The organism is Actinoplanes lutulentus, assembly GCF_003259845.1.
GTDB lineage: Bacteria > Actinomycetota > Actinomycetes > Mycobacteriales > Micromonosporaceae > Actinoplanes > Actinoplanes lutulentus.
The window spans coordinates 371,565-393,539 of the sequence record NZ_QLMJ01000004.1 but is presented as its reverse complement, the minus strand read 5'-3'; the positions used below and the strand labels follow the sequence as shown (position 1 = coordinate 393,539).

General features: G+C 67.8%; 17 protein-coding genes. 8 read left to right on the top strand and 9 right to left on the bottom strand.

Features of this window, described 5'->3' with window-relative positions; all coding sequences use genetic code 11:
- The first annotated feature begins 39 nt into the window (after nucleotides 1-39).
- Nucleotides 40-1,527, top strand: a complete 1,488-nt coding sequence (locus tag B0I29_RS12095) for a M1 family metallopeptidase (RefSeq protein WP_245972457.1) — start codon at nucleotides 40-42, stop codon at nucleotides 1,525-1,527.
- Between the two features lie 52 nt (nucleotides 1,528-1,579).
- Here B0I29_RS12095 and B0I29_RS12090 read toward each other — a convergent pair whose 3' ends face one another.
- The 6 genes from B0I29_RS12090 to B0I29_RS12065 form a co-directional block, all read right to left on the bottom strand.
- The gene (locus B0I29_RS12090) at nucleotides 1,580-3,337 is read right to left on the bottom strand and encodes an alpha/beta hydrolase (RefSeq protein WP_181557774.1); all 1,758 of its coding nucleotides are present in this window, start codon (nucleotides 3,335-3,337) and stop codon (nucleotides 1,580-1,582) included.
- A gap of 1,251 nt (nucleotides 3,338-4,588) precedes the next feature.
- The gene (locus B0I29_RS12085) at nucleotides 4,589-4,942 is read right to left on the bottom strand and encodes an alcohol dehydrogenase catalytic domain-containing protein (protein ID WP_245972489.1); all 354 of its coding nucleotides are present in this window, start codon (nucleotides 4,940-4,942) and stop codon (nucleotides 4,589-4,591) included.
- Nucleotides 4,943-5,014: 72 nt separating this feature from the next.
- Nucleotides 5,015-8,224 carry an ATP-binding protein gene (locus B0I29_RS12080; RefSeq protein WP_111649003.1) on the bottom strand — a complete coding sequence of 1,070 codons (3,210 nt, stop codon included), beginning with the start codon at nucleotides 8,222-8,224 and terminating at the stop codon, nucleotides 5,015-5,017.
- A complete protein-coding gene (locus B0I29_RS12075; protein ID WP_111649002.1) occupies nucleotides 8,224-8,874 on the bottom strand; it encodes a hypothetical protein in 651 nt (216 codons plus the stop codon). Before B0I29_RS12075 ends, B0I29_RS12080 begins: the two co-directional genes overlap by 1 nt.
- Nucleotides 8,861-9,904, bottom strand: a complete 1,044-nt coding sequence (locus B0I29_RS12070) for an endonuclease domain-containing protein (protein ID WP_111649001.1) — start codon at nucleotides 9,902-9,904, stop codon at nucleotides 8,861-8,863. The genes B0I29_RS12075 and B0I29_RS12070 overlap by 14 nt, the downstream gene beginning before the upstream one ends.
- 138 nt (nucleotides 9,905-10,042) lie before the next feature.
- Nucleotides 10,043-12,241: a bifunctional polysaccharide deacetylase/glycosyltransferase family 2 protein gene (locus tag B0I29_RS12065; RefSeq protein WP_245972456.1), complete on the bottom strand. Its 2,199-nt coding sequence runs from the start codon at nucleotides 12,239-12,241 to the stop codon at nucleotides 10,043-10,045.
- Nucleotides 12,242-12,452: 211 nt separating this feature from the next.
- Here B0I29_RS12065 and B0I29_RS12060 point away from each other — a divergent pair, with 211 nt between their 5' ends.
- Nucleotides 12,453-13,592, top strand: coding sequence for a chitinase (locus tag B0I29_RS12060; protein ID WP_221401753.1), 1,140 nt, complete (start codon nucleotides 12,453-12,455; stop codon nucleotides 13,590-13,592).
- 37 nt (nucleotides 13,593-13,629) lie between these two features.
- On the opposite strand, the gene B0I29_RS12055 is transcribed toward B0I29_RS12060, so the two are convergent.
- Nucleotides 13,630-13,863 carry a hypothetical protein gene (locus tag B0I29_RS12055; protein ID WP_111648999.1) on the bottom strand — a complete coding sequence of 78 codons (234 nt, stop codon included), beginning with the start codon at nucleotides 13,861-13,863 and terminating at the stop codon, nucleotides 13,630-13,632.
- A 131-nt stretch (nucleotides 13,864-13,994) separates the two neighbouring features.
- Here B0I29_RS12055 and B0I29_RS12050 point away from each other — a divergent pair, with 131 nt between their 5' ends.
- Nucleotides 13,995-14,852 carry a GDSL-type esterase/lipase family protein gene (locus tag B0I29_RS12050; RefSeq protein ID WP_111648998.1) on the top strand — a complete coding sequence of 286 codons (858 nt, stop codon included), beginning with the start codon at nucleotides 13,995-13,997 and terminating at the stop codon, nucleotides 14,850-14,852.
- Nucleotides 14,853-15,053: 201 nt separating this feature from the next.
- Entirely contained in the window at nucleotides 15,054-15,758 is a 705-nt protein-coding gene (locus tag B0I29_RS12045; RefSeq protein ID WP_146616772.1) for a hypothetical protein, read from the top strand.
- A gap of 9 nt (nucleotides 15,759-15,767) precedes the next feature.
- On the opposite strand, the gene B0I29_RS12040 is transcribed toward B0I29_RS12045, so the two are convergent.
- The gene (locus tag B0I29_RS12040; RefSeq protein ID WP_111648996.1) at nucleotides 15,768-16,826 is read right to left on the bottom strand and encodes a substrate-binding domain-containing protein; all 1,059 of its coding nucleotides are present in this window, start codon (nucleotides 16,824-16,826) and stop codon (nucleotides 15,768-15,770) included.
- A 47-nt stretch (nucleotides 16,827-16,873) separates the two neighbouring features.
- On the opposite strand from B0I29_RS12040, the gene B0I29_RS12035 reads away from it, so the two are divergent.
- The 4 genes from B0I29_RS12035 to B0I29_RS12020 all read left to right on the top strand — a co-directional run bounded on the left by B0I29_RS12035 (nucleotide 16,874) and on the right by B0I29_RS12020 (nucleotide 21,521).
- Nucleotides 16,874-17,305 (top strand): MarR family winged helix-turn-helix transcriptional regulator, encoded by a 432-nt coding sequence (locus B0I29_RS12035; RefSeq protein ID WP_111648995.1) that lies wholly within the window; start codon nucleotides 16,874-16,876, stop codon nucleotides 17,303-17,305.
- 117 nt (nucleotides 17,306-17,422) lie between these two features.
- On the top strand, nucleotides 17,423-19,903 hold the full coding sequence (locus B0I29_RS12030; protein WP_111648994.1) for a rhamnogalacturonan lyase family protein: 2,481 nt from the start codon (nucleotides 17,423-17,425) through the stop codon (nucleotides 19,901-19,903).
- A gap of 20 nt (nucleotides 19,904-19,923) precedes the next feature.
- Nucleotides 19,924-21,111, top strand: coding sequence for a type 2 periplasmic-binding domain-containing protein (locus B0I29_RS12025; protein WP_111648993.1), 1,188 nt, complete (start codon nucleotides 19,924-19,926; stop codon nucleotides 21,109-21,111).
- Nucleotides 21,108-21,521 carry a hypothetical protein gene (locus B0I29_RS12020; RefSeq protein ID WP_111648992.1) on the top strand — a complete coding sequence of 138 codons (414 nt, stop codon included), beginning with the start codon at nucleotides 21,108-21,110 and terminating at the stop codon, nucleotides 21,519-21,521. The genes B0I29_RS12025 and B0I29_RS12020 overlap by 4 nt, the downstream gene beginning before the upstream one ends.
- Here B0I29_RS12020 and B0I29_RS12015 read toward each other — a convergent pair whose 3' ends face one another.
- Complete coding sequence (locus tag B0I29_RS12015) at nucleotides 21,522-21,950, bottom strand: protein-tyrosine phosphatase family protein (protein WP_111648991.1); 429 nt, start codon at nucleotides 21,948-21,950, stop codon at nucleotides 21,522-21,524.
- Between the last annotated feature and the right edge of the window lie 25 nt (nucleotides 21,951-21,975).

Sequence of the window (21,975 nt, the reverse complement as noted above, 5' to 3'; positions counted from 1 at the left end):
GGGGTGACTGTTCTTGCCCAACGGGAAGGAAGTTTCACCGTGCGCAGACTGCTGACCGCAGCTCTCACCACAGCACTGATCCTCACCGGCACCCCGGCGATGGCTGCAGCGCCCAGCCCTGGTGGCGCCGGCCTGGGCGACGAGTACTACCCGGACTACGGCAACAGCGGGTACGACGTCACCCACTACGACATCCGGGTGCGGTACACCCCGTCGACCGACCTGCTCACCGGCACCACCACGATCCTGGCGAAGGCAACCCAGGACCTCAGCCGGATCAACCTCGACTTCCTGCTCGACGTCTCTTCGGTACGCGTCAACAACCGCCCCGCCACCTTCGCGAAGGAGGGTGACCACGAGCTCGTCGTGACACCGGCCCGCCCGGTGGCCGACGGCGCCGCCCTGACGATCGTGGTGCAGTACGCCGGTGTCCCGTCGACAAAGGTCGGCGCCGGATACACCGCCTGGATCAAGACGCCGGACGGCGCGCTTGCCGTCGGCGAACCGGAGATCGCCTGGTGGTGGTACCCGAGCAACGACCACCCGTCGGACAAGGCCACCTTCGACGTCTCGGTCTCCGTGCCGGACGGCGTCGAGGCGATCAGCAACGGCGTCCAGCCGCGCCCACCCGTCCGCGAGACGCTCGGGTACACCCGGTGGAGCTGGCGTTCGCTCAAGCCGCAGGCGACGTACCTGACCTTCATTGCGGTCGGCCAGTACGACATCACCCAGGACACCACCGAGGGTGGGCTGCCGGTTTACAACGCGTATTCGCAGTCGCTCAGCGAGGACTTCCGGTTCGCGGCTGAGGCCAGTGTGGAGCGGACCGCTGAGATCGTCGACTGGGAGAGCACGGTCTTCGGGCCGTACCCGTTCGAGGCCACCGGCGGCATCGTGACGCCGCCCGGCACGCTCGGGTTCGCCCTGGAGAACCAGACCCGGCCGAACTACTCGGCGGCGTTCTTCCGGCGCGGTTCCAACACGTACGTGGTCGCTCACGAGAACGCGCACCAGTGGTTCGGCGACGCGATCTCGGTGGCCGAGTGGAAGCACATCTGGCTCAACGAGGGCTTCGCCAGTTACGCCGAGTGGCTGTGGTCGGAGAAGAACAACGAGGGCACCGCACAGGAGATCTTCGATTACCTGTACGCCTCGTACCCCGACGACGCGGCCATCTGGACGACGGCTCCGGCCGATCCCGGCACCGACGAGCTGTTCGGTGACGCCGTTTACGACCGTGGCGCGCTGACGCTGCACGCGCTGCGCCTGGCCGTGGGGGACGACGACTTCTTCGAGATCCTGCGTACCTGGGTGGCCGAGAAGCGTTACCGCAACGCGACCACCGAGGAGTTCACCGCGCTCGCCGAGAAGATCTCGGGCGAGGATCTGGACGCGTTGTTCTCCGCGTGGCTGTACACGCCGTCGAAGCCGGTGATCGCTTCGACGTTGGCTCGTAAGGCTGCTCCGGTGGCGCCTAAGTCGTGGGCCGCCATCAGTGAGGCTCACGAGTTGTTGCACCAGAACTGATCTTGTTGAAAGGCCCGGGCGTCTTGCGCCCGGGCCTTTCACTTACTCTTGCTTACGGCCAGACATATCCGTCTTTGACCGGCTTCGGCTCGCGAGGCTGCTTCACCGGGTACGCGGCGAACTGCTCAGCGTGCAACCCGAACGACCTGTCCAGCTTGGGCATCCAGTAGGCATCGCTGTGATTGCCGGCGCCGAGCTGATAGTCGTGCTTGACGCCCTTCGCGGCCAGCGCCGTGCTCATCTGCTGAGCCGCCACCCCGAACCGGTACTCGTCGGAGTCGCCACCGTCCAGGTAGAACCGGTGCCGATTCAGATCAGCCGCGGACATCCCGGCGACCAGGGTGAGCGGCCGCAGTCCGGCGTTGGCGGCCCGCTCCTCGGCGGTACCGACCAGCGGCGCCAGGCTGAGCGCGCCCATGTGGCTGGCGATCGAGCTGAACAGATCCGGGTTGGTGAGTCCGAGCGTGAACGCGCCCTGCCCGCCCATCGACACACCACTGATGCCGCGGTGATCCCGGTCGGCGACGGTCCGGTAGACCCGGTCCACCATCGGGACGATCTCCTTGACGATCATCGACTTGAAGTTGCCGGCCGCGGTGTCGACGTACCAGCCGCTGTCCCCGTCCGGGAAGACGACGATCGAGTCGACGCCGAGCTTGTCGAGAACCGCGTCGATGTCACGCGCCTCCCACTCGATGTTGCTGCCGTTGAAGCCGTTGAGCATGTAGACCACCGGGAACCGCTTCGCGGTGGTCTTCGTGTACCCCTTCGGCAGGTAGACGTTGAACTGCACCCGCCGGTTCATCGCCGCCGAGTCGTAGTCGTCGCGGAAGAACCGCGCGTGGTCGCCCAGCTCGACGTCCTTCTTCGGGTCGAGATAGAGCAGCTCACGGGCGGTCGGCAGCCCGGTCCAGGTGCGAATCGTGTCGACCACGAGCCGGCCCTGCGAGTCCACGAACACCTCGGCCTGGGCGTCGGTCAGCGTGACCTTGCCCTTCTTGAGCAGCGTGCGCAGCTCGCTGACCCGTCGATCGGTGGTGTCACCCTGGTGGAAGAACCCGTTCGCCAGCGTCGCCGCATAGGCGCGCCAGTCGCCTGCGGCGACAGCGCGGTGCTGCTGGTTCAGCACGGCGCACGCATGGGCCAATTGGGTACGCGTAGCCGCAGTCCCGGTTACCCCAGCGAGGGTACGCAGCCGCGACTTGGAGTAAAGGCCGATCGGTCCCTGATAGAAACCGCCGCCACCGGTGCCGTCGTAGACCCGGACGGCGATGGTGTTCGTGGCTCCCCAGCGCAGCAGGCCGTCCGCCGGGTAGTACTCCCGCGGCACCTCCCACGTCGAGTCGAAGGTGGGCGGGAACCCGCCGGTACGCCCGATCTCGGACCCGTTGAGGAACACCTGGTCAGCGTCGTCGATCTTCCCGAGCGCCGCGATGATGTTCGAGTCGGTGACCCCGGTGGGCCGGGCGGGCAGCGTGAATGTCTTGCGGTACCAGGCGAAACCGTCGTACCCGGACAGGTCCGTGTGGTTGCCCCAGTTGTCGGGAACGGTCCAGTCCCGCCAGGCGGTGTCCGAGAAGGACGGATCCGACCAGGCGGCGTCGTCGCCGGTCGTGAACTTCCATCCGTCCCCGGCGAGATCGACACCGAAGTCGACGGAACCGGTGGTGGCGCACGAGGTGTCGGTGGGCTTCGGGGTTGGCCTGGTGCCCGCCGAGGCGGATGTGGGAACGTTCACACACGCCAGCGAAAGAACGAGGGTGCCCAGCAGGGCACCAGCCGAACGGAAGTGTTTTGCGGTCGGTGACATCGAGCCTCTCCTAGAGGACGTGTTCACAAAATCACACACGAAACGTGGTGTTCGCACACTCGCAACATTCGAGATCGATGTCAATGGGGGGTGGGGTGGTTGCTTTGAGTGGTTGCTCTGTTGCCCTGAGTGGGGTTGGTGGGTGTGGGTTAGGTGGGCCCGATGGGCGAGAAGTGGCACGGAGATGCCGAGATGTTCAGTTGCGGAATGGGTGAAATCACGTTCCCGACAAAGACGTGCGCAAATGTTCCCGTGACGACAAACGAATGGGCAGCGAGTGAACGTATTGAGCACCAGCCGGTCCTCGCTGTTCCGGCTGGACCGGCTGTTCTGGCTGGTAGGGCCGGTTTGGCTGGCGCTCCGGGTCGTCGCGATGCCCGTGAGGCGGCGCTGGAGGCCGGCCCGCTTCATCCGGCCGGCTCGCAGTGCTGACCCTGCTGGTCAATGGAAATGCCGCTGGCAGCGGACGCTTCGGTAGCGATCGCCTTTCGCCAGGGGCCTCCCGTAGCGATCGTGGTCCCCGAACCACACCCCGCGGGGAACAGCAGCCCAAGATCGCGCAGGCCAGAGCGGGCGTGTCGACTTCGGGTTCGCTACGCCCCCAAACTCGACACGCACTGCGCGAATCGCCTGCCCTGTGTCGATTTCGGGTTCGATACGCGCCTCAACTCGACACGCACTGGGCGTGATGATCGTGGCGTGATGCCGTCGGCCCCTGCGGCGACGAGACCTACGGCGATAGAGCGCGCCCGACAACCGTTCGAGGTCACGCGGCCCGCTGGTAAGCGGCCATCTCAGTTGGCCAGCAGGGTCAGCGCTGTCTCAACCGCGTTGTGACAGCAGTGAGAGCCGGCCGGATATCCACAGCGCGGATGAAGTCGCACACAACGGCAACGTGTGCCCACGTTCACGCCCTGGCGTGGATCAGGTCGCACAGATGGCGATTGTGCGACCTGATCCACGCCGGCTCGGGCGATCGTGTGCTCTCACCAGGCCACATTGTGTTCCGGGCGCCGAGCTCACCGTGTGCCTTCGTCGCGCCGGGCCGGGCGCCCACCGTGTGCTCTTGTCTCGCCGGGTCGGGCGCTCACCGTGTGCCCTTGAATGCACTACCCGATCGAGGCGGAATGTTGTCGGGCCTGCCTGGGCGCACGCGATTTTGTGTGTGAAGTTGAGGTTCGATACGCGCCTTAATTCGACACGCTGCAGGCTTTTCCGGGTTGCGTGTGAAATTGCGGCGCGATACGCACCCTAATTCGACACGCGAGTCGGGGCCTGCCACCGCGGGCGCTGCTGAGGGTGGTGAGCGCACGCGCAAGCACTCTGCGGGCGTTCACTGCTGCGGCTGGCGATCGGGTCGTGTGCCGTGGCGGTCGTGATCGGCAGGGTTGCGGCGTCCTCGAACGATACGGTCGCCGGTTTGTGGACGGTGAAGGCGGCGGGCAGGCGCGGGTACTCGGCGAAGGTGCCGCCGACGGCCTGGCCGAACACCTCGTCGCCAGGGGCGAAATCGGTGAGGTCGGCGCCGACCTGCTCGACCGCGCCGGCCGCCTCGCCGCCGAAGACCGAGGGGAGTTCGGCGACGGGCGCGCCGAACGGCGACAGCCGGTGCGGCGCTTCCAGCTCGAAGCTCGAAGCTCGAAGCCCGAAGCCCGACCCGCATGTCCTATCGGCAAGCTAGTCCTTGACGAGGGCTGCCCGGGCCAGTACCTCCTCGGTTGTCAGCGGGCTGCGTGGGTGGTGGGTCAGGGAGAGCGGCGTTCGGATCTTCCGGGGTGGCAGGCCCTCGGCGGCGAAGTAGAACTCGCCGGTGGTGAGCCGGGAGATGTCCGGGACGTCGCCGCCCTTCGCCTTCGCCATCTCGCGGGCCGCCTCGATCTGGATCGGGCTGTTCATCAGGCCGTAGAGCTGGGTCGCCGCGTTCCCGGGGATCCGGTTGTGCAGGCCCTTCGGCGCCTGGGTCGCGAAGATCAGCCCGAGCCCGTACTTGCGTGCCTGAGCGGCCAGCGCGAGGGTGCTCTGCGTGCAGGCGGTCATGGTGCCCGACGGCGCGAAGGTCTGCGCCTCGTCCATGATCAGTAGGCCCAGCAGTGGCCGGTCGCCGGCCGGATTCTTTTTGATCCAGGCGAAGAGGGCCATCTGCAACTGGTTGACGAAACTCTGGCGTACGTCGTCCGAGGGCAGTCCGACCAGGCTGATCACCGAGACCCTGGCGCGTTTGCCCGGCGCCGGGGTGAGCAGCAGTCCTGGATCCATCGGTGTGCCGTCGCCGCCGAACAGCGGATCGTTCACCATCGCCGCGGTCAGCGTCTGCGCCAGCCCGAGGCCGATCTTTTCGGCGTCGTCCAGGTCGATGATGCCGTCCGGCAGGTTCGCCAGGGTGTCGATCAGCCCTTGCAGGCGGGTGCCACCCCGGCGGCCGTAGTGCTCGACGGCTTTGCGGAGTACCGCGAGCCCGAGGTGCGCCTTGCTGGCCCGGCCGGTGACCATGGCCCGGGGAGCGAGCGACGCGACAGCCGCCTCGACCGCCTCACCGAACTCGTCGGGATCGTCGAGCACACTGCGGAAATCGGGCAACGGCTGGAAGCTGAGCGGCCGGCCGGAGTTGCGGCGGGGTGTCCAGATCACCACGTCGGTTTCGGCGAGGTACTCCGCCGCCTTCTCGGCGTCTCCGTCGCGCCAGTGCGACGGGGCTTCGGGCCAACCTTCACCCAGGCGTGCGAGGTCGTTGTTCGGATCCAGGACGATCGCGGAAACGCCTTGGAGCGCGCACTCCTCCACGATCCGGCGGATCAGGACGGTCTTTCCCGAACCGGAGCCCGCGAAGATCGTCGCGTGTTTGCGGAGAGCTTCGAGCGGCAGCCCGACAGGCGAGCCGTCACCGTGGTCGTACCCGATGGTGAACCCATCAGCATGATCAAAAACCACAGGAGGCACATCCACCGGCGGCACAACCTCCGGCGGCACATCCACCGGCGGCACAACCTCCGGCGGCACATCCACCGGCGGCACAACCTCCGGCGGCACAACCTCCGGCGGCACAACCACGACAGGCGATCCCAGCGCCTCCTGCAGGAACTTGATCTCCTGCGTAGGCCGCCGATCGGCCAGCCACCCCTGCATCTCCATCGTCGAACCGTCGAGCATGATCTGCAACGCCGTCAGCGCCCGCAGATCCGGCTCCTCCAGGGCCAGCGTCCGCCCACCCGCCTGTTCAAAAGCGGTCACCGCGGCCCGAGTCTTCTCCCCACCCGACCAGTCCGTGTTCCGGAGCAGGAAGAGCTTCCGCTTGGGCACGGCCGGATCCAGGGCGGCCGCGACACACGCTTTGCGGAGACGGGAGAGCGCCGCGACAGCGTGATGGCCGTCGCTGATGGCACGGAAACACCAGTGGACCTGATCCTCAGTGCGCTCGTCCAGGGTCTGGCGCAGCCGGGCGTGCAGCGGCGGATCGTTGCTGGGCGGGGGATCGACGGTGAACGCCTCGCCGTCCGCGCCACGTTCCAGGATCCAGGCGGTGAGTCCGGCGGCGAGCAGCGGCGGCACCCGGGATCCCTCCGAAGCCCGTTCCAGCACCGCGCCGACGGCGGCGTTCTTCTTGAGTTCGGCGTACCGCGCGTCGAACCGCTCAAGATCCGAAGTGGAGGCGACCACGGTGGCCCGTGTGGTGGCCGGCTCAATGGCTGGGGGATCCCCGAGCCGGGACAAGAAGCGAACCTCGCCGTCGGTGACGCACGCCCGGACATGCCGGTCGATCTCGATGAGCAATTGGCGGGGCGTGAAGTCGCCGGCCTGCGCGAACGCCTCCGGCAGCACCGGCCACGACGGGTACGGAGGAGTGAAGCCGATCTCGGCGAACCGGATGGCGAAGCGCTTCTCGATGATCGCGCGGCCCAGCTCGTCGTCGTTGATCGGCGTCAGCGGCGGCGCGAGACGGAACCGGTCGCCGACGGTGTCCGCCGCCGAGTTCCGGATGATCGTCCACGAGGTCGGCAGGCACGCGACGACGGTGAGGGTGCGCCGGGTGAACTGCCGCAGCGACATCAGCCCTTCGGCGAGCTGCGCCAGCATGAGCGCCTGCGCCGGATCGGTGGCCGCGGCCGCCGCGAGCGCCGGGTCGGCCTGCACCGCGGACTGGGCGATCAGCGTGTCGATCTGGTCGATGGCGACGACCGACGGGCCGGTCAGAGCGATCAGCCAGGAGAGGTCCTGGACGATCTGCTGCGGTTGGCGCGGCGCCCGGCGCATGCCCCATTCGAGGCGCTCACCGGCGACGTTCTCCTCGCCGGAGACGAAGTAGTTCTCGGCCAGGTCGCGGTGCGCGACTTCGTCCGAAGCGCTCAGCGCCAGAGCGCGGGCGGTCTCCTGGCTGGCCCGGGCGACGTGCCGGTCGAAGGCGCCGAGGCCCTCGATGAAGGCGTCCAGCGCCGATCGGGTCAGCTCGGTCTCGCCCATCACCGCACGCCGGGCCGTCCGTGGCGCGCCGACCATCGCGGAGAGCCGCTTCAGCAGCAGGCGCAGCTGGGTCTCGCCGCCACCGGGAACCGGACGAGAGAGCCCGTCCAGCATCGCGGCCAGCACGCTGTCCCAGAACCCGGCCGCGTCCAGCAGGCTGACCAGGAAGAAGTACCCCTCCTCCTGCTGGACCCGCTGCCGGGTCCAGCCGAGCAGATGGGTCTTGCCCGACCCTCGCTGACCCTGGACGATCAGGCCGATCGGGCTGGGACCGCTGCTCGCCCGCGCGTCCGCCACCCCGTCGAGCACGTCGCGGGTGACGGCGGTGTGCAGGCCGTCGACGTGGAAGGGCAGTGGCCGCCAGACGTCATCGGGTACCGGCGCCCAGTCGAATCGCAACGCCGCCAGAGCGGCGCGTTCCTCTTCCGTCATCAGACACCGATCGCCAGCAGGTGCTTGTCCTGTCCGCCGATGTGCAGGGCCGCCTGTGCATCGGTTTCGGTCAGCATCTTCTGGTTCGACTCGGGCACGATGTTCACGCCGGACTCCCGGCTCAGCAGACGAAGCGTCTCGTCAACGGCCTCCCGCGGCACATCGGCGAGGAACGGACGAAGCCGGGCAAGGCCGACCCACGCGCCGGGTGCTTCGGCGAGCGCGTCATAGGCAGTCTTCACGCGTACCCGAAGATCTTGGTCGGAAGCGGAGGGCGCGGCAGAGAGAGCGCGCACGTCGGTGAGTGCGAAGAGCTCGGCAAGCGAAGCGCAGCCGCTGCGGGCCAGGACCCGGTCGCGAAGCGCTGCCTGCAGCGCGGTGAGTGCCGCGCCCAAGGCCGCGGCCCCACGAGCCTTAAAATCCAGATCCTTCTGTACGCGGACCCAGCCGTCGTCCTCAAGAGTGAGCGCGATCGATCGACCACTCTTGCGGCTGGACAGGTATCGCAGGCGGACCAGTTTGTCGCGGGACGGTTTCCGGACGACCAGGCCGTAACGCTCCTGGAGTTCGGTCTGGAGGACCTCCCGTGCTTCGGCCATCAGCACCACGAGGAGGGCGCTTTCGGAGGCGATGAGTTTATCGTCGGCCATGGGAATTTCCTTCCGCTGCAACACTTCGGCGGCCTTTCAGGTAGGCGCCGATCTGATGAACCACCGCGCCGACGTCGTGGCTGACTCGTGCGTTGGTGAAACGCAGGACGGCGTAACCGTCGAGCTGTAATCGCACGTCGCGCTGCCGATCCTCCTCGAACCGCCGGGGATGGCAGTGCTCGGGACCGTCGATTTCGACGACGCATCGCTCACCGGGCCAGAGCAGGTCCAGCCGGATCGGCGTGGTGAGCGCGTGCGACTGGTACGTCTGGTTCCACATCCGGCCGGTGGCCCAGCTCTCCGCGGCCAGGGCGGCTTCGAGCGCACGCTCCACGGAACTCGCGGGATGCGGCTTGCCGACGACGGCCGGCAAGGGCTCGCCGGTGACGGCCGGCCCCGGCTCGCCGACGACGGCCGGCCTGGAAGAAGCGGGCAACGGGTGGGTCAGCCTGTGCACGGGGATGCGGTCCGGCTCGTCCGCCTCCGGGCCGACGATCCAGACCGCGGGCCCGCCGTTGCCCACGAGCCACTGGGCGCCGGCGGCGACGACCTCACGGTCGCCGGCGCTCTCCAGCAGCAGCACGACCTGACGACGGCCGAACGCCTCCGCGACGATCCGGGCGAGGGCAGCGATCCGGGCGTGCAACGGAAGGGTGCTGCCCGTCGTGTGCCGGCCGGTCAGGGCGAGGATCGCGAGGTCGATCAGGAAGGGAACCGGGTACCGGTCACGCCGGGCGAGGTCGGCCGCGGCCAGCCGGATCGCGGCCAGCCCGAGGACGTCCGGGCGGTTGACCGCCGCCGCGTCCGGCAACCAGGCGGGAAGCAACTCCACCGCGACCCGTTCGAGTTCGGACACGGCGGAGCGCACCACGTCACGAGGGGCTGTGGGGGTGCCCGCCGGGCGGCTCACCACGACGGCGAGGTCGGGATGGCTGCCGGCGATCAGCAGGGCGAGGTCATCGGCGGGGATGCCGGGAAGCGCGACGACGCGGTCCACCGGCACACCGGCCAGCAGTTGAGCGGCGTTCATCGCGCGAAAGCCTATTTACCCGGCCGTGGTGATCGCCATAGCTTCGTTGTGCACTGTGCTCGCACCGTTCGGCGGAGTGTCGCGTTATTCCCACCGTGGGTGAGGGCCGCCGTCGGGTCAGGGCGGCGGCCCTTGTTCTCAGTTGGCGGGGGTGCGGGCGCCCAGCAGGGCGCTCAGGCCGCCGGCCCGGTGGAGTTTCTGCCAGCCGAGGCGGATGCCACCGACGGCGGCCAGTACCGACTGGATCAGCACGAGGTACATCAGCTGGCGGTAGACGAACTGCTGCAACGGGACCATCAGGACCGGTTTGAGTTTTTCGCCGTCCAGGCGGAACGCGTAGACCGTGCTGATCATCTGGATGGCGAGCATGGTCAGCCAGGCGATCGCGGTCTGCAGCGGGTCCAGGAAGAGGAATCCGTAGATCAGGAAGACGTCGATCAGCGGGGAGAGCAGCGGCATCAGGGTCTGGAACATCAGCAGGTTCAGCAGGCCGCGCCGGCCGAACTTGCCGCCGGCGCCCTTCTCCACCAGGGCGCGGCGGTGCTTCCACATCGCCTGCATGGTGCCGTAACTCCAGCGGTACCGCTGCCGCCACAGCTGCGAGATCGTGGTCGGCGCTTCGGTCCAGGCGCGGGCGTGTTCCTCGTACACCACTCGCCAGCCGGCCCGGATCATCGCGATCGTCAGGTCGGTGTCCTCGGCCAGGGTGTCGTCGCTCAGGCCGTTGACCTGTCGCAGAGCGGAGAGCCGGAAAGCGCCGATGGCGCCCGGGACCGTCGCCATGCAGCGCATCACGTCGTACGCGCGGCGGTCGATGCTGAAGCCGACGACGTACTCGATGTGCTGCCAGAGCGCGATCAGGCCCTTGCGGTTGGCGACCTTGGCATTGCCGGCGACCGCGCCGATCTCCGGGTCGGAGAAAGCCTGCACCAGATTGCGTACGGTGTCCGGCTCGAAGACCGTGTCACCGTCCATCATGACCACGACCTCGGTGTCGGCCGCCGCGATGCCGGTGTTCAGCGCCGCCGGTTTGCCGCTGTTCGGCTGCCAGATGACAGTGACGTTCGGGTAGCCGAGCCCTTCGGCGATCTCCGCGGTGCCGTCGGTGGAGCCGTCGTCCACCACGATGATCCGGATCGGGTGGGTGCTGGCCGCCAGGGATCGCACGGTGTCGGCGATGCACTCCTTCTCGTTGTACGCCGGGACGATCACCGTCACCGGATCGGTGTACGGCCGGCCCCAGGTGTGCGGCGCCACCCCCTTCACCCGGCGGCGGCCCTGCTTGTGCCGGTTCGCGTGGCGGCGTCCGAGGGCCAGCATCAGTGCCAGCCGGGCGACCGTGAGCACACCGAAGGCGAGCAGTAGCCAGGAGAACCAGATGGTGGTGTTCCGAGCGATCTGCACCGCGCCGACCAGGCCGGTGCCGACCACGAGCTCCTGGGCGGTGGCTTTCGGGTTGACCGTCGCCATGCCGCTGAGCGCCGCGACAGTGGTGAACGTGTAACCCTGTGCCTGCAGTGCCGGGATCACCGTGGCGAGCGCCTCGGCCGTGTCGGACCGGTCGCCGCCGCCGTCGTGGAAGAGCAGGACCGCGCCGGCGCCGTCGTCCGGGGTGACCGCCTCGACGATGTCGTCCATGGTGACGTCGGCTTCCCAGTCACGGCTGTCCAGGTCGTTGACCACGGTCAGGTAACCGCTCTGCCCCATCTCCTGGATGACGGCCCAGTTCGTGTTGTCCAGCGCCGCCACCGTCGACGAGTACGGCGGCCGGAAGATCACGCTGGTCACCCCGGCCGCGCCGGCCAGGGCGTACTGGGTCTCCTGCATCTCCACCGAGCGCCGCCAGTCGTTCTTGCCGGACATCTCGGGGTGGGTGAAGGTGTGGATGCCGATCTCGTGGCCCGCGTCCACGACCTGGCGGACCAGGCTGGGGTGTTTGCTGATCTCCGAGCCGATCATGAAGAACGTCGCCGGGACGTCGTACTTCGCCAGTACGTCCAGGATCTCCGGGGTGTACTCCGGGTCCGGGCCGTCGTCGAAGGTCAGCACGATCTGCTTCGTCCCGGCGTCGACGGTCGTGGTGGTGCTGCCGTCGGTCTGGATGATCGGGCCGCCGTTCAGAGCCTCCGCGGGGACCTGGTCGGTCTCCGCTGTCGACTCGATCGCGCCGTCCTGGGTGAACTCGCCCTCGACGAGGCCGTTCACGAGCAGGATGCTGGCGAACAGGGTGAGCAGCACGGCGAAGACCACCCACCGCGGTTCGGGTACGCGGATGCGTCGCAGGATCGGCGGCGAATCCTTGGGCGGTCTCGCCTTTCCCGACGTGTAGACACTCACGCATTTCCCTTTCACGTTTCAGTGCCGGCCGGCGCCGAATTGCGCCTGCCGGTCGTGTGAGTCAAGACACAAGAATCGTTGCCCAGTGGCTTTTCCTTCCGTTGTTTACGGGTCGAAACGGGCACTTAATGTGCGCCTGCTGTGTCCGGATTGATGGCTTAGGAGGTAATAGCTAAAGCTTGATATGACCGAGAAATGCAACTATCTCGGTATGCACCCCATAAGTCGTCCCCTTGCCGGCCTGGCGGTCGCCGGGCTGCTCTTCACCGGAGCCTGTAAGAGCAGCGAGGCCGAGGCTCAGGCCCAGCCGGCCGTGGTGGCTTCCGCGTCGGCCGGCGCCAGTGCCGTCGCCCCGCCGAGCGGTGCGCCCAGCGCCAGCGCCACCGCGTCGCCGAGCAAAAGCACAAGCACAAGCACGACCACAAGCACGACCACCGCCCCGGACGCCACGGCCACGGCGAGTCCCAGCGCGGCAGAACAGGACGCGGGGCCGGTCGTGGCGCCGTACGTCGACGTCGTCAGCGGCACCGCTGATCTCGAAGAGGTGCACTCCAAGACCGGGCTCACCGATTTCTCGCTCGCCTTCGTGCTGGCCGACGCCGAGGGCACCTGTACGCCGACCTGGGGTGGGACGACGGCCATCGACAGCAGCACGGTCGCTGACGAGATCGCGGCGATCGGCGACATCGGCGGCGAGGCGATCGTCTCCACGGGTGGCGCGACCGGCACCTATCTGGAGAACGTGTGCTCGGCGGACGACCTTGCTCAGGCGTACCAAAAGGCTCTTGAAGTTGCTGGTAGCAATCACCTTGACGTGGACATCGAGCAGGACGTCGACTACGGGACCGTCGCTGCGGCGCTCGCCGCGCTGCAGACCGGGCAGGGCACCGAGATCAGCCTCACGCTGCCGGTCGGCGGCACCGAGAGCGGGCTCACCGACGAGGACGTCGCGCTGCTCCAGACGCTCGCCGACGCCGACGTCGAGGTGACCGTCAACGCGATGACCATGAACTTCAGCTACGACAGCGGCTGGGGTCAGGCGATGACCGAGGCCACCGAGGCGGTGCACGCCGACCTCGCGAAGGTCTGGCCCGGCCGCAGCGATTCCGAGCTGTACGCGATGCTCGGTGTCACCCCGATGATCGGCGTGAACGACACCGGACCGGTCACGACCGTCGCGAACGCGCGTACCGTGCTCGACTTCGCGCAGGAGAAAGGGCTGGGCTTCGTCCGGTTCTGGTCGGTCAACCGGGACAACGGCGACTGCGGCGACGGCGAGCTCAGCGGGCAGTGCAGTGGCATCTCGCAGTCCGACTACGCGTTCACGAAGCTGTTCGCCGACTTCGAGTGACGAGAGCGGGCCTTTGGGCAGCGGGGGCATGCCGGGCTCAGCGAGGCCTGGCCGATGAGGTGGAGGCGGCCGTCCCGGAGACGGTCGCCCTGGTGGTCAGATCCGCCGACGGCGACTGAACGAAACTGGACACCACGACACCGATATAGAGCACGGCGGCCGCCGCCGCGGCGATTCCGGAAATCATGAGGATCTTTTTCCGCTTACCTGTGGAATCGACGAAGACCTTCGCGTCGACGGGCTCGTTCAGTTTGGTGGAGGCGTAGATCATGGTGCTGGTCCCCTCGGAAATGCGGAAATCCCACGGCCCAGCAAGTTAGAAAGAGTTTCTGAGGGAAAGCTATGCCAATCATCAGCAGGCTCTGTGCATGAATGCGGAACCTGTCATATTGTTCGATGACTATGATTCGCCGCTGGCACGTCGTGGTACTCGTGATATTGGCCGTCGTCGCGATCGCCTGCGACGGCGCGGGTGAGGCCGCCCCCGAGCCGACGAAGAGCTCGAAGCCGGTGACGAGGGCGTACCCGTCCTCGATGGCCGCCCTCGGTGACTCGATCACCGCCGGCGTCGGCAGCTGCCTGGCGTTCCTGGCGTGCGGCCGGAACTCCTGGTCGACCGGGTCGGGCTCCGCGGTGGAGAGCCATTACCGGCGGATCCTCGACAAGAATTCGAAGATCAAGAATCACGCGGACAACTTCGCCGAGCCGGGCGCCGAGGCGGACGCGCTGGCCGGGCAGGCCGACCGGGCCGTCGACGCCAAGGCGCAGTACGTGACGATCCTGATCGGCGCGAACGACGCCTGCGCCGGCCGGGTGGAGAACATGACGCCGGTGCGGCGGTTCCGCGAGGAGGTCGACCGCGGCCTGGGCCGGCTGAAAAAAGGCCTGCCCAAGACGCGGGTGCTGATGGTCAGCATCCCGGACCTCTATCGGCTCTGGGAGGTCGGCCACAAGGACGAGCGGGCCGCCGGGGTCTGGAGCGAGGGCCGGATCTGCCCGTCCATGCTGGCCGATCCCACGTCCACGGCGCGTGCGGACGCCGAGCGCAGGCGGGCCGTCCGGGACCGGATCGACGCGTACAACACGCAGTTGCGCAAGGCGTGCAAGGCGTACGGAAAGAAGTGCCGGTGGGACGGTGGCCGGGCGCACGAGGTCCGGTTCACCCTGGATCTGGTGAACGAGATCGACTACTTCCATCCGAACGTCGAGGGTCAGAACGAACTGGCCGATGTGGTGTATCCCGGACGAATCGACTGGTGACTCGCGTCACAGCGCGGGACGTTGGCACACCTCTGCCCTGTCGTGCCGACCAGGGACTTCACGCATTCATTCACCCGCTGTAGTGACCTCTCACCTAATCGGAGCGTTTTGGTGAGGCCGCTTATCGGTAAGCATTGACCTGTAACGCGGGGGAATCAGCAATGAGTACCGATACCGACGACAGCGCTGAGAGGGCCCCCGATGGCAGATTGGGTTCTGGTGCCGTGCCTGGTGCGATTGCGTTCGGAGCTGAACACCATCGCCCCCGGCCGTGACAAGTCCAGTGACGGCACGATCGGCGACCGGGCGCATCAATCCAGCGTCTCCGATCACAATGACGACGAGGTCGGTTCGGTGCCGATCCGGGACGCGGACTCCAAACACGAGGTGCACGCGTTCGACGCGGACGACGATCTGCGTACCCCGAGCCTGACCATGGAAATGGTCGTGCAGCACATTCTGCGCCGGTGCCGTAGTGGCGCCGAGAAACGGCTGCGCTACATGATCTACAACCGCCGGATCTGGGAAGCGTCGAACAGCTGGAAACAGCGCGCGTACACCGGCGCCAGCCCGCACACCGAGCATGCCCACTTCTCCGCCTCGTATGACACGAAGCTCGAAGCCTCGACGGCTTCCTGGCACCTGGAGGACATCCCCGTGGCACTGACCGACGCTGACAAGAAGTGGCTCTCCGCCCAGATCGACGCGGCCGCGACGAAGGCCGCCGAGCGGGTCTGGAAGACGAAGCTGAACATCGCGGTGCAGCCCGGCGCGAAGCCGAGCCTCCAGGAGGCCGGCTCGATCCTGCGGTACACCTCCAGCGAGCACCACACCATCGAGACGGAGATCCAGGAGCTGCGCGTCGAGGTGGAGAAGGTGCTCGCGGAGGAAGGTCAATCCTCCTGACGGATCCGGTCAGGGCAGCTGCGTGATCACGTCGAACTCGACGCCGCGGGCCTCGGCCAGATAGATGCGCTGGTTCACGTGCCGCTGGCGCAGCCGCAACAGTCCGCGGGGTCCCTCGTACGAGACCGACTCGGCGTTGGCCCCGATCGCGCGCAGGTCGACCGCGCCGGCTTGCTCGACAAGTGCCGCCAGCAACAGCACACCCTCGTAACAGGACTCGCCGAGGCTGCCCAGCGGCGGCGCCTCGGCCCCGAAGCGGCGGGCGTACCGGCCGTGGAAGTCCAGGTTCTCCGGGGTGATCATCGAGGCGAAGAAGCCGGCCGTGCTGAACAGGTCGACGGTCGCCGTGGGGCCGCTTGCCAGCAGCATGTTCTCGTCCATCAGCGTGCTCAGGCGCAGGCAGCGCCCGGCCAGCCCGGAACGGGCGAAGGCCCGGTTGAAGCGGACCGCGTCCGTGCCGACCAGCAGCATCAGCACCGCGTCGGCGGCCGAGCGCTCGATCGCCGCCAGGGTGCCGGTGAAGTCGTGGGTGCCGAGCGGGACGTAACTCTCGCCGACGACGTTCAGACCGGTGCCGGCCGCGTACCCCCGGGCGGCCAGGGCGGTGCGGCGTGGCCAGATGTAGTCGTTGCCGATCAGGTACCACCGGCGGGCCGCACGCTCCTCGCCCAGCAGGCGCATCGCCGGGAAGAGCTGGACGTCCGGCGTCTCGCTGGTCAGGAAGATCCCCTCGGCCCGCTCGCCGCCCTCGTAGAGCGCGGTGTAGACGTAGGGCACCCGGCCGGCGACCCGTGGCGCGACGGCCTGCCGGACCGTCGAGATGTGCCAGCCGGTGACGCCGTGCGCCCGGCCGGTCCCGACGAGCGCGGCCACCTCGTCCGCGACCACTTCGGGCGGGGCGCCGCCGTCCACCGGGATCAGCCGCAGCTCGCGGCCGAGCACGCCACCGGATCGGTTGATCTCCTCGGCGGCGAGCTGGGCGCAGAACTCCGCGCTCGGACCGAAGATCCCGGCAGGTCCCCGCAGCGGCACGACGAGGGCCACATCGAAGTTTGTCGGCCGCCGCATGGCCTTATCGTGGCCGAACTTTGTAGAGCCTCGGTAACATCCCTTCGATGCGGGGACCGAACGACCTGATGTACCTGCTCAACCGTGCCGAGCGCCTGCTTGCCCGGCACCTGTCCGACATCCTTGACGCGGAGCGCTGCACGCCGGATGCCTGGCGCGTCCTGCAGGTGCTCGCGGACGGCAAGGGTCACTTCATGACCGGGCTCTCCGAGCTGGCGTTCCTGCCGCCGGGCAGTCTCACCCGGCTGATCGACCAGCTCGCCGAGGAGAACCTCGTCTACCGCCGGGGCGACGATGTGGATCGCCGGCGCATCCGCGTCCATCTCGCGGCGCGCGGCCGTCGTCTGCACGAGCGGGTGTCGCAGCAGATGAGATCGCGCATCCAGAGTTTGGAGATCGACGACCATCTGGTGGTCCTGCTGGGTGAGCTGGTCACGGCCCTCGATCCCAAAGACCGAGAAGCGAGGGTACGGGTGTAGCGCCCGTCACCCTTTGCAGCGCGGAAATGCCCTCACCTCATCGAACGTGGTCACCGAGTCGATCACGTTTAAACTTGTGCAAACGTCGATACACAGTGGCCCCTTAACTTCCGGCCCATGAAACGCGTCCTCGCCGCCGCGGCCGGCTTCACGCTGGCCGCCGGCTTCCTCTCCGCTCCGGCGTACGCCGGTGGCGCTGCTCCAGACTCCGGGCTCAAACGCATCGTCGAGTCTCTCGACCGCGGGCTCGTGGCGGTGCCCGCGACAGGTGGCGGCACCTTCCTGAGCTGGCGACTGCTCGGCACCGAGTACGGCAACAACGTCGAGTTCAACGTCTACAAGGGCTCCCGCAAGCTGAACAAGAAGCCGATCGACGAGTCGACGAACTTCACCGACACCACGGCCGGCTCCGGGGTCTACACGGTCCGGGCGATCGTGAAGAACAAGGAGCAGGCGCCGAGCGGCCCGGCGATCACGCCCGGCGACATCCCGCTGCTCGACGCGCCCAATTACTACATCCAGCACGCCTGGCCCGGTGACCTGGACGGCGACGGGCGCTACGAGATCGTGGTCTCCCGGCTCTCGTACGACCTGGACAAGCCGAACTACATCGAGGCTTACACGCTCGCCGGCGAGAACCTGTGGCGGGTCGACCTCGGCCCGGCCTCCTATGTCCGCCAGGGCGGCAACGCCGCGAACGACCCGCCACTCGCCGCGATCAGCGGGTACGGAGAGGTCGCCGGTTACCGCAACGACGACAACGTGACCGTCTTCGACGTGGACAGCGACGGCCGCTCCGAGGTCTTCGTGAAGACCGCGAACGGGACCACGTTCGCCGACGGCGCGGTGATCAAGACGGCCAACCCGCTGGACCAGTTCGTCTCGGTGATCGACGGCTGGACCGGAGTCGAACGGTCCCGTGCCGCCGTGGCCGCCGACTTCGCCGCGGACGGCCCCTCCGGTGGTCAGTACGGGATCGCGTACCTGGACGGTGTGCACCCGAGCCTGATCACCAAGCAGGTCGTCCGGATCGGCGCGAAGCGCGGCGACTTCCGGGTGCTGTTCGCCGCCTGGGACTACGACGGCCGCAGCCTGACCCAGCGGTGGAAGTACATCCGCGGCACCGACCAGGGCACCAGCTTCCACCAGCTGCGCATCATCGACGTCGACCAGGACGGCAAGGACGAGATCGCGGACGGCAACTACGTCGTCAACAGCGACGGCACCTTCCGGTACGTGGTGCCGCAGTCGATCCACGGCGACCGTTTCCACATCGGTGACCTGGACCCGAACCGTCCCGGCCTGGAGGGTTACGCCATCCAGCAGACCGAGGGCGGCGTCTTCACCAACTTCCCCTGGTACTACTACGACGCCTCGACCGGCGAGCGCCTGATCACCGGCTCGCACCCGGACGTCCCGCAGGACGCGACCCTCTGGGACGTACCGCGCGGCACCACTGCCGACATCGACCCGACGCACGAGGGGTACGAGTTCTGGGCCGCCACCGCCAACTCCGAGCTGCCCGGCGCCGGAGTGTGGAGCGTCGACGGCACCCAGCTGTCGAAGACCACGCCGAGCGTGAACTTCCGCATCTGGTGGGACGGCGACAAGGGATCCGAGCTGCTCGACAGCACGTACGTCGAGAAGTGGAACTACAAGACTTCGACCACGAAGAAGCTCTTCGAGCCGTCCGGCGTCGTCTCCTCGTGGCGTAACGCGGTGCCGTTCTACGGCGACATCCTCGGCGACTGGCGTGAGGAGTACTTCGCGGAGACCAGCGACCACACCGCGCTGCGGCTGTTCACCACGAACATCCCGACGAACGTGAAGCTCTACACGCTGGCTCACAACCCGGGTTACCGGCTGGGCTGGACGGTTCGTGGTTACCTGCAGTCGACGCTGACCGATTTCTACTTCGGGTTCGGCAGCAACCCGCCGGCGCGCCCGAAGATCCAGACGACCGCGTCCGTCGGTAACGCCTGGCAGGTCATCGCATCGGACAATTTCACGAAAAATTCGGGCAAATGGCAGTCTGAGCTGCAGTCCGGTGGCACGGTCAACGCCGCCAACGGCGTCCTCGACATCGACGTCCCCAACGGCGCCACCATCTGGCTCAAGCAGGAACTCGACGGACCCTACGAGATCGAGTACACCGCCACCCCGATCTCCGCCGGCGGCCCGAACGACCTGGTCACCGACCTGAACTCGTTCTGGAACGCCCGGGACGTCCGCTCGCCCGACGACATCTTCGCCACCACCCGCAGCGGCGGCTTCGCCGAGTACGACTACCTCAAGACGTACTACGTGGGCCAGGGCGCGAACCTCAACACCACGACCCGGTTCCGCAAGTACGTGGGGGAAAAGGGCAACCGGCCACTGATCTACGACTACACGTCGCCGCTGATCGAGGCGAACACCCCGATCAAGGTGAAGATCTCGGTGGACGGCGACAAGATCCGGTACTACAGCGACGGTCAACTGGTCTTCGACTACACCGACGCTGACCCGTACCGAAGTGGTTGGTTTGCGCTTCGCACCGTGGCCAGCCATTTCCACGTCGAGGACTTCACCGTCTGGCGGCCCCCGGCGAAGGCCTGATATCGAGTAACTTAGATCACATGGTAGAGCTGTACTCCCGGCGGTCGTTCGTCGCAGGCGCGCTGACCGCCGGGATGCTCTCCACCGCGACCGGCTATCTGCTCACCCGCAGCGAGCCGGTCACGCTCGTGCTCGCCACCGGCGCCGACCCGACCGGCGCCCGGCAACTGCTGGTCAGCATGTGGAACCGCCTCCACCCGGACATCACCATCGAGGTGGTGGAGGTCAACAGCTCCACCATGGATCAGTACGCGAAATTCACCGAGACCCGGGCCGACATCTACAACCTCGACGTCATCCACATCCCGAGGTTCGCCCAGGCCGGACGGATCGCGCCGGTCGTGCCGCGCAACGACATCTCCCTGCTCGAACCGGTGCGCCGGGTGTGCCAGGTCGAGAATTCGCCGGACGAGTTCTGGGCGATCCCGTTCAACACCGACGTCGGGATGCTGTACCGCCGGATCACCGACAAGCGTGCGACCGACCTCGCGCCGAGCATGAGTGAGGTGCTCGCCCAGGGCAGTTTCACGGCGCAGCTCAACACCGACGGGATCGCCACCGACGAGGCGTTCGTGATCAACGTGCTGGAGCAGGCGCTCGCCCAGGACGACGCGATCCTCGACGCCGCCGGCACTGTCTCGTTCAGCCTCGGGCAGTGGCGTACCGCCCTCGCCCCGCTCGCCGACGCGCTGCGCCGCCGCCGTGTCCTGGCCGAGTCCAGCGAGGAGACGACGCTCCGGACCTACAACGTGCGCGACCTGCGCTACATGCGTAACTGGCCGGTCTGGTTCCCGTCGGTGGATCGCGCCGAGCGCGGTAGCAAGGCCGGCACCATGGAGATCCGCCTCAGCGGGTTGCCGACGGGTGTGCTCGGCGGGCAGAGCCTCGCGGTGGCTCAGGACTCGCCGCATCGCGAGGAGGCCGAGCAGGTGATCCAGTTCCTGACCGACGAGCCGGCCCAGAAACTGCTGGCCTCCTTCGGGTTCGCGCCGCCCGGTCTTGACGCGTACATCGACGCCGGCGTCCAGGCGGTGGCCCCGCACGTGAGCACGATCCGTACCGCGGTGGAGGCGGCTCGGCCCCGCCCGATACATCCGGGATACCCCGATTTTGCCCGTGCCTTCAAGGACCACACCTTCGCCTATCTGTACCGCGGCGAGGAACTCACCCAGCGGTTCGTCGAGGACCTGCGGGAGGCGTTGCAATGATCGATTCCGGACTGCAGGCGTGGCAGATCCCGATCTTCGTAACCGGCGTGATCCTGCTGGTCGAGGGGGTCGTCTACCTCGTGCTGCGTGCGCGCGGCAAGGATCCGGCCACCAGCGCCGGCAGCCTGTCGAACAAGTGGATCCGCACCGGCGGCCTGGTCCTGCTCTCGGTGCTGGCACTGATCATGGCGGTGGCCGCGCTCGGTCCGGCACTCGCCGACCAGCTGGCCGGCGTCACCGCCGCGGCGCTCGCGGCGGCCGGCGTCTGGCTGGCCTGGCGCTCATACCAGGAGACCGTTCGCCTGGCGGCGGAGCTGCGATCGGCCCGCGCCGCCGATGCGGCCGCTGCCGCTGCCGCATCGACCGTCGCTGGACCGGGTGGCGAGACCGGCGCGGCCGACAAGGATTGATCAGGCGAAGCGCTCGACCAGTCGCCGCTGCCAGGGCGTCTCCACCGCCCGCGGATGATAATTCCGCCGCACGAACCCGACCGCCTCGCCCGGCGCGACACCGTCCAGGACGGCGAGGCAGGCCAGCGCGGTCCCGGTCCGGCCGCGGCCTCCGCCGCAAGCCACTTCGACCCGCTCACCCTCACTGCGGCGCAGGGCTTCGATCAAGACCCTTCGTGCGTACGCGAGATCGCGCGGCAACCAGAAGTCGGGCCACCGCACCCACTCGGCGGTCCAGCCGAACTCGGGCGGCGCCGAGCCGAGCAGATAGACCCCGAACTGCGGCGGATGCCCGGACGGCATCGGATCCCGCAGGCCCCGGCCCCGGATCAGCCGCCCCGACGGCAGCCGGATCACGCCGGCGCCGGTCGGCTCCCAGGCGACGGTCATTATTCGATCGTATCCAGCGCTGCGG